General features: G+C 57.0%; 6 protein-coding genes. 2 read left to right on the forward strand and 4 right to left on the reverse strand.

What is annotated here, in order from left to right; translation table 11 throughout:
- Positions 1-318: 318 nt before the first annotated feature.
- Entirely contained in the window at positions 319-1,296 is a 978-nt protein-coding gene (locus QVO43_RS00290; protein WP_022486645.1) for a hypothetical protein, read from the forward strand.
- Between the two features lie 27 nt (positions 1,297-1,323).
- Here QVO43_RS00290 and QVO43_RS00295 read toward each other — a convergent pair whose 3' ends face one another.
- Both QVO43_RS00295 and QVO43_RS00300 read right to left on the reverse strand, forming a co-directional pair.
- Positions 1,324-2,316 (reverse strand): alpha/beta hydrolase, encoded by a 993-nt coding sequence (locus QVO43_RS00295; protein WP_369678663.1) that lies wholly within the window; start codon positions 2,314-2,316, stop codon positions 1,324-1,326.
- A gap of 173 nt (positions 2,317-2,489) precedes the next feature.
- On the reverse strand, positions 2,490-3,659 hold the full coding sequence (locus QVO43_RS00300) for an iron-containing alcohol dehydrogenase (protein WP_022486647.1): 1,170 nt from the start codon (positions 3,657-3,659) through the stop codon (positions 2,490-2,492).
- A gap of 147 nt (positions 3,660-3,806) precedes the next feature.
- Between QVO43_RS00300 and QVO43_RS00305 the strand changes: the two genes are divergently transcribed.
- Positions 3,807-4,688 (forward strand): LysR family transcriptional regulator, encoded by an 882-nt coding sequence (locus QVO43_RS00305; protein ID WP_022486648.1) that lies wholly within the window; start codon positions 3,807-3,809, stop codon positions 4,686-4,688.
- A gap of 52 nt (positions 4,689-4,740) precedes the next feature.
- On the opposite strand, the gene QVO43_RS00310 is transcribed toward QVO43_RS00305, so the two are convergent.
- The gene (locus QVO43_RS00310) at positions 4,741-5,997 is read right to left on the reverse strand and encodes a [Fe-Fe] hydrogenase large subunit C-terminal domain-containing protein (protein WP_022486649.1); all 1,257 of its coding nucleotides are present in this window, start codon (positions 5,995-5,997) and stop codon (positions 4,741-4,743) included.
- Between the two features lie 242 nt (positions 5,998-6,239).
- Positions 6,240-7,117 (reverse strand): ATP-binding cassette domain-containing protein (locus QVO43_RS00315; RefSeq protein ID WP_288174243.1); only part of this gene is annotated, 878 nt, incomplete at its 5' end.

Consider the following 7,117-nt stretch of genomic DNA (forward strand, 5'->3'; position numbering starts at 1 on the left):
CCACCACCATCCTTGCGGATGGTCCCCCGCCCCTCCCAGGGCGGACTTTGGGTCCGTTCCCATCACCATTTCAGGGCTGCGTCCAAGTGTCCCATGGGGACTGCAGCTGGGTCCGTAATTGGCAATGCTGCTTTGTAGTATAGTCAATAAAAAATGAAGAAGAGAAAATTATACCTTGCCCCCCTCCTAGGGTGAACTTTTTATCCGGTTTTATCACAGCCCTGCAAAAGAACTTTGAAAATTTCCGATCAATTTGCTAAAATTATTTTTTAAGCGTCGTATAACGTATGACAGACTTTTTCAAAGGGAGCTGTTGAAATGACAAGGGCAGAATGGGTACGGAGCCAGATACGGAGCCCCTGGCACTGGGGGAGTATGCTGGCACTGTGGGGACTGGGATATTACACGTTGGGCTGGGCAGGCCGGGGGCATATGACCGCCGCCATGGCAGGCTGGGGGCTTTTCCTTTTGGTGGAAACCGCCCCCATGCTGTGGACCATGCTGGCCTTTGCGGGAGCCATGCTGTTCCTGTCCCGGATATTTCCACCGGCGGCCATTATCTTTCTCATCATCGGCATCGTGTTCTTCATCCTCCGGATCCGGTACGTGATCCAGAACGCCCAGCTGCTGGCCAGCGGCTTCCTGGTGTACCTGGTGTACTATCATCTCTTCGCCGATCACATGCACCTGGGCGGGAAACTGGTGGAAGCCTGCTACAAGCTGGTGACCCTGAACCACCTGTTTGCCCTGTCCTGGCAGCTCCGGCACTTTTTGGCCTACCTGGCCATTCTCCTGGCCGCCGGGCTGCCGGTACTCCTGGTCCATCTGTTTCTCTGGATGGCCTACCGGAAAGGGTATGAAAGCCGCAACGCTCTTACGGTGCTGTTCGGCCTGCCCCTGGTGGTGATTTCCTTCCTGCTGCCGTTCCTGAAGATTTTGGGGGCCTTCGACGGAGCCGCCTTTACCGACGCCGGCCATGGAGGCCATATGGCTCCAGATGGGTTCCACGGCACCGGGGACGGATACGCTCCCACAGGCGATCACCCGGTTCCCGTCCACCACGTAAACGGCTATTTCCGATCCACCCCCGGGGGAGGCACCACCTATGTCCATCCCCATGTGGCCACCAATCCGGACGGGATCCTGGAAAACAACCTGTCCTACCACGGTCCCCATCCCCAGCCAGGCCTGGCGGACGCACCCCATGCCCCTGCCGGCGCCGGCCACACGGTCCAGGGACCCAATGTAGACACGGTGCCGGGGCTTGGGAAGGAGAAAAAGGAAAAGGAGCTGTGAAAAAATGATTTTTCACAGCTCCTTTATTTATTTTTTCAAATGGAGATACTGGCTGAAGAAAGAGGTGATCTTGTCAAAGGGGATCAGTTCGGTTTTATCGTACAGATCCACATGGCCGGCCCCTTTCACATAATACAGCTCCTTGGGTCCCTTGGCCCGGCGGTAGGCGTCTTCGCTGAATTCTCTGGAGTGGGCCTGATCACCGGTGATGAACAGCAGGGGACGGGGAGAAATGGTCTCGATATCCTGGAAAGGATAGAAGTTCATGAACTTCACATTGCTGGTGTAGGTGGGATGGGTGGTGGTGTTCATATCCTGCCCTTTGCCTGCTGCCGCACCCCGGGTGGTCCGGTAGAAATCGTAGAATTCCTGCTGGATGGGATCGGTTTGCTCATTCAGGGTATGGGTGGTTCCCCCCAGCAGCTTCCGGGGTGCCCCTTCAAATTCCGCATACCGCTGCCGGGCCGCATCGGCAATATAGGCTTCCCGCTGTTCCAGGGTCTGGGAATGATGGAGCCCGTCCCGGTTGGCCGCCCCCATGTTGTACATGGAAACGGTGGCGATGGCCTTGATCCGGGGATCGATCTTGGCGGCGCTGATGATGAAACTGCCGCTGCCGCATACCCCCAAAGCCCCGATGTTGTCCCGGTCCACGAAATCCCGGGTCCCCAGATAATCCACGGCGGCCATGTAGGCTTCGGAATAAATGTCCGGCAGCACACTGTTCCGGGGCGTCCCTTCACTGGATCCCCAGTACGGCGTATCCACCGCCAGAGTTACGAAGCCCTGGTCCGCAATTTTCTGGGCATAGAGAGTACCGCTCTGTTCCTTCACGGCCCCCATGGGATGGCCCACGATCACCGCCGGCAGTTTCTGGCCCTTCCGGTAAGTCTTGGGGATGTACAGGTTCCCGGCCACCTTCATGTTGAACTGGTTCTTGAAGGTCACCGGCTTCCTGGTCACCTTGCTGCTCTTGTAGAAATTGTCCACCCCGTGGTCCGCATACCGGGGAGTCGGCATTACTTTGGGCAGAGGAGCGAACCAGGGATCTTTGGACTGATCCGCCACCCGTTCAGAAGCTCCTGCCATGGTGCTTCCGAAAAGAGTCAGTCCCAGCAGCAGACTGCTGGTCCATGCACTGATTTTTTTTGCTTTCATGTTTTTTCTCCTTCCCTGTCCGTAATTTTCTCTTTTTACAGGCTTTCCCGGAAGATGGCGGCAATTTCTTCCTGGTCCAGGACTTTGTAGCCCCCTTCCAGGATCAGGGTGCCCCGGACCAGATCCGGGATCATGGCTTCGGTGGCCCCCAGCTGGGAAGTCTTCATCACAAGACCCAGGCCGTGCATCCAGTCTTCCATGGCCTGGAGTCCAGCTTCCGCCACTTCCCGGTCCGTTTTGCCCTGAGGGTCCACATTCCACACATTGACCGCAAACCGTTTGAATTTGCACAGCCCATAGGGCAGGATGTACCGGTAATAAGGCAGGGATACGGCAGCCAGGGTCATGCCATGGGTGGCATTGGTCAGAGCGCCTACGGACTGGCCCAGCATATGGACCATCCAGTCGGTGTTCTTGCCTTTGGCGATCAGGGTGTTCAATGCCCAGGTGGCATCCCACATCAGGTTGCTCCGGGCTTCATAGTTCTGAGGATCCTGGCTGGCGATCCGGCTGGCATGGATTACCGAACGCATCAGGCCTTCCGCCAAGTAATCACTGGTATTGTCATCGTTCCCGGAAAAATACTGTTCGCAGATGTGGTTGAAAATGTCGTAGATGCCGGCCACCATCTGGTACCGGGGCAGGGTCAGGGTATAGGTGGGATCCAGCACGGAGAACCGGGGCATCACTTCTTCACTGGCAAACACATGGCCGATCTTCAGTTTCTGTTCCGGGTTGGTGATGACAGCCCCGGCATTCATTTCGGATCCGGTCCCCACCATGGTGAGCACGCAGCCCACGGGAACAATGGGGCAGGAAGGTTCTTCGAATTTCACAAAGTATTTTTCCCAGGGATCTTCCTCACAATGGATGGATACGGCCAGAGCCTTGGCATAGTCGCAGCAGGAACCGCCTCCCACGGCCAGGATGAAGTCCGCCTTGTGCTGCCGGGCCAGGGCGATGCCTTCCCGGAGCTTGTCCACCGTCGGGTTGGGCATGACCCCGGAAATCTCCGCCACCTGCTTGCCTGTTTCCGCCAGCACCCGGACCACCTGGTCATAGATGCCGTTCCGTTTGATGGAACCCCCGCCGTATACCAGCATCACCCGGCTGCCGTATTTGTCCAGCTCCGTCCGGATGTTTTCCAGGGCCCCTTTGCCGAAGAACAGTTTGGTGGGATTGCAGTATGTAAAATTTCCTAACATGGTTTTCTCCTTTTGTCTTCCAAATCATGTGGTTTGTTTCTGATGGTTCTGAGTATAACAGAAGATAGAATTCATGTGAAATAGTTAGTTTTCATCATTTATAATACATTTTTTGCATGATATAATAAATACAAAGGAGGGATCCTGATGGACAGTGAAACCCTGAAAAACTTCTTAGTGGTGGCCCGGGAAGGGAACATTACCCGGGCTGCCCAGTTCATCCATATTACCCAGCCCACTTTATCCCGGCAGATGCAGAATCTGGAACAGGAACTGGGCCGTCCCCTGCTGATCCGGGGAAAGCGGCATCTGAGCCTGACCCCGGAAGGCCAGCTGTTCCGGAAACGGGCGGAAGAGATCCTGGAGCTGTTCCAGAAGACCCGTTCGGAGATCCACACCTCTTCTGAGATTGCCGGGGACATTTACATGGGTGCCGGAGAAACCGACGTAATCCGGCAGATATCCCAGGTGGCCAGCCAGTTTGCCCAGCTCCATCCCCAGCTCCGGTTCCATATCCGCAGCGGAGACAGAGAAGCAGTACGGGAAATGCTGGAAAAGGGCCTGGTGGATTTTGGTCTGATCTACGGGCCTTCGGATCCGGGAAAATACAAGGTGGTTCCCCTGACCCCAGTGGACCGTTGGGGATTCCTTCTGCCCCGTACCCATCCCCTGGCCCTGTACCCGGAACTGACCCCGGAACAGGTCCATGACCAGCCTCTGATCCTGTCCCGGCAGGCCATGCTTACCGGGATCCCCCAGGAATGGCTGGGCCGGGACCTGGACCATCTGCATATTGCAGGCACCTACACCCTCTTGACCAACGGGGCCAAAATGGTGGCCGGGGGGCTGGGGCTGGCCATGGGGCTGGACGGGCTCATCAACACCAGCGGCAGTCCCCTTTGCTTCCGGCCCTGCAGCCCTCCCCTTCTGGATACCATGAGCCTGATCTGGAAACGGGGCCAGCTGTTCACCCCGGCCGTCCAGGGGTTCCTGGATCTGCTGCTGCAGAATTTTGGGAAGACGGAATAAAAAAAGAGCTGTTGACAAAAATCGGGAGTGCCTCAGGCACTCCCGATTTTTCTCAATCAAACTTCCGGTCGTACAGATCGCTCTTGGCCAGGAACTCTTCCACCGTGGCAAAGCCCAGCTTTTTCAGCAGCTCGATTACGTAGGGGTTTTCCGCAGGAGTCTTGTACTGGGCCTCATCACTGTAGGCCTGTACGTTTTTCTTGCCTTCCTCCCGGTTCACCAGCGCTTTGGGGCCGCCTACGCAGCCGCCTTTGCAGCCCATGCCTTCGAAGAAGTTCCCCTCGTGGTTCCCCTTCAGGATGCTGTCGATCATGGCCCGGCATTCAGGCACACTGTCCGCCCGGCGGATCTTCATTTCGATCTTCCGGTGAGGGTTCAGCTTCTTCACCGTGGCATCCACAGCTGCCGCCACCCCGCCGGCGTAGGCGTAGCGGATCCCGGCCTTGGAGGCGTGAGGCACATTGTCTTCTTCCAGGGAAGTCAGATCCAGCTGGGTGGTGGAGAACAGATCCCGGAGCTCTTCATAGGTGAGCACGTAGTCGATGGCTCCCTTCAGATCCGGTTCCTTGATTTCCGCCTTCTTGGCCATGCAGGGCCCGATGAACACGGTCTTCGCTTCCGGATGGAGCACCTTCACCGTCCGGCCCCCGGCGATCATGGGAGACACGGAACCGGGCACATTGGGCATCAGCTGGTGGTACAGCCGGCGGATCATGGCGATCCACATGGGGCAGCAGCAGCTGGTGAGCTGGAAGTCCCCTTCTTTATTGACGTTCTTGTCGAACTCCAGGGCTTCCTTCAGAGTCAGGATATCGGCGAACACCGCCACTTCCAGCATCCCGGAAAAGCCCAGCAGCTTCAGGGCCGTCCGCAGTTTGCCGGCGGTGACTTCCGGGCCGAACTGGCCGGAGAAGGCGGGAGCCACCAGGGCATAGATGGGGGTATCTCCCTTCTTCAGTTCTTCCACCACGGGGATGATGTCCTTCTTGGTCTTCAGGGATTCCAGTTTGCAGGCATCCACACAGGCCTGGCAGCCCACGCATTTGTCCGGATCGATCTGGACCCCGTCAGCACTGGGATGCATGGCATCCCACTGGCAGACCTTCACACAGTCCGCCTGCTTGTCTTCCGAACAGGTGCAGGGCTTCACCCGCCACACCAGGCTGGTTTCTTCCGGATGGGCCAGGCATTCGATCATCTTGGGATCGGCGTTGTCGATGTCTTCCACATTCTTCCCTTCCGCCGCCCGTTTCAGCATCTTGTGATACAGTTCATCCAAAGTCAGGTTTTTCGCTTTGCTGTCTTCCATTTTTTCTCCCCTCGTCAATGGGGATTGCTGCCTGGCAGCAATCCCAAGCCGGAAGTCTGGAGTCCAAAGTCTGAAGCCTCCGGATAGGACCTGTCTCAACAGCCAGGTCCTTTTGATGATGCAGAACCAGGACCGAAATCATCATGAGATTCCCTTTCGATCAATGGTTTTACACATTCAAAAAATTTGCCTGCAAATTTATCATTCGGCTTCTGACTTCTGACTTCTGACTTCTTTACTCCTTACACAATTTTCGTGGACCATCCCTCGATGTTCCACACTTGGTCCACCCAGTCTTCGTAGAATTCCGGTTCGTGGGACACCAGCAGCAGAGTTCCCTTGTATTCCCGGAGAGCCCGCCGGAGCTCTTCCTTGGCTTCCACATCCAGATGGTTGGTGGGTTCGTCCAGCACCAGCAGGTTGGCCGGCCGCTGCATGATCTTGCACAGCCGCACCTTGGCCGCTTCACCCCCGGAAAGAGCCGTCATTTTGGTGGTGATGTGGTCGTTGGTGAGGCCGCAGGCGGCCAGGGCAGCCCGGACTTCCGAATTGGTCATCCCCGGGTATTCCTGCCACAGTTCCTCCAGGGCAGTGTTCTGGTTCCCTTTGGCACTTTCCTGTTCGAAATACCCTACGGACACGAAATCTCCCTGTTCCACACTGCCGGCCACCGGCGGGATCATCCCCAGCAGGGTCTTCAGCAGGGTGGATTTTCCCAGGCCGTTGGTACCCCGGATGGCGATTTTCTGGCCCCGTTCCAGCTTCAGGTCCACCTGTTTGGTGAGAGGCACATCATACCCCAGCACCAGATTGCTGGCAGTAAGCACGAACCGGGACGGGGTCCGGTCTTCCAGGAACCGGAAATGAGGCTTGGGCTTTTCCGCCCGTTTGGTAAGGAGCTCCATTTTGTCCAGTTTCTTCTGCCGGCTGTTGGCCATGCCCCGGGTGGCCACCCGGGCCTTGTTCCGGGCGATGAAGTCCTGTTCCTTTTTGATCTCCGCCTGCTGCCGTTCGTAGGCCGCCTCTTCCTGGCGCCGCTTCAGGGCCGCCATCTCCTCGAACTTCTCGTAGTTCCCGGTATACCGGTCTGTCAAGGCCGGGTTCAATTTGACCCATTTGG

Origin of the sequence: Acidaminococcus sp. CAG:542 (assembly GCF_000437815.1) — a bacterium.
GTDB lineage: Bacteria > Bacillota > Negativicutes > Acidaminococcales > Acidaminococcaceae > Acidaminococcus.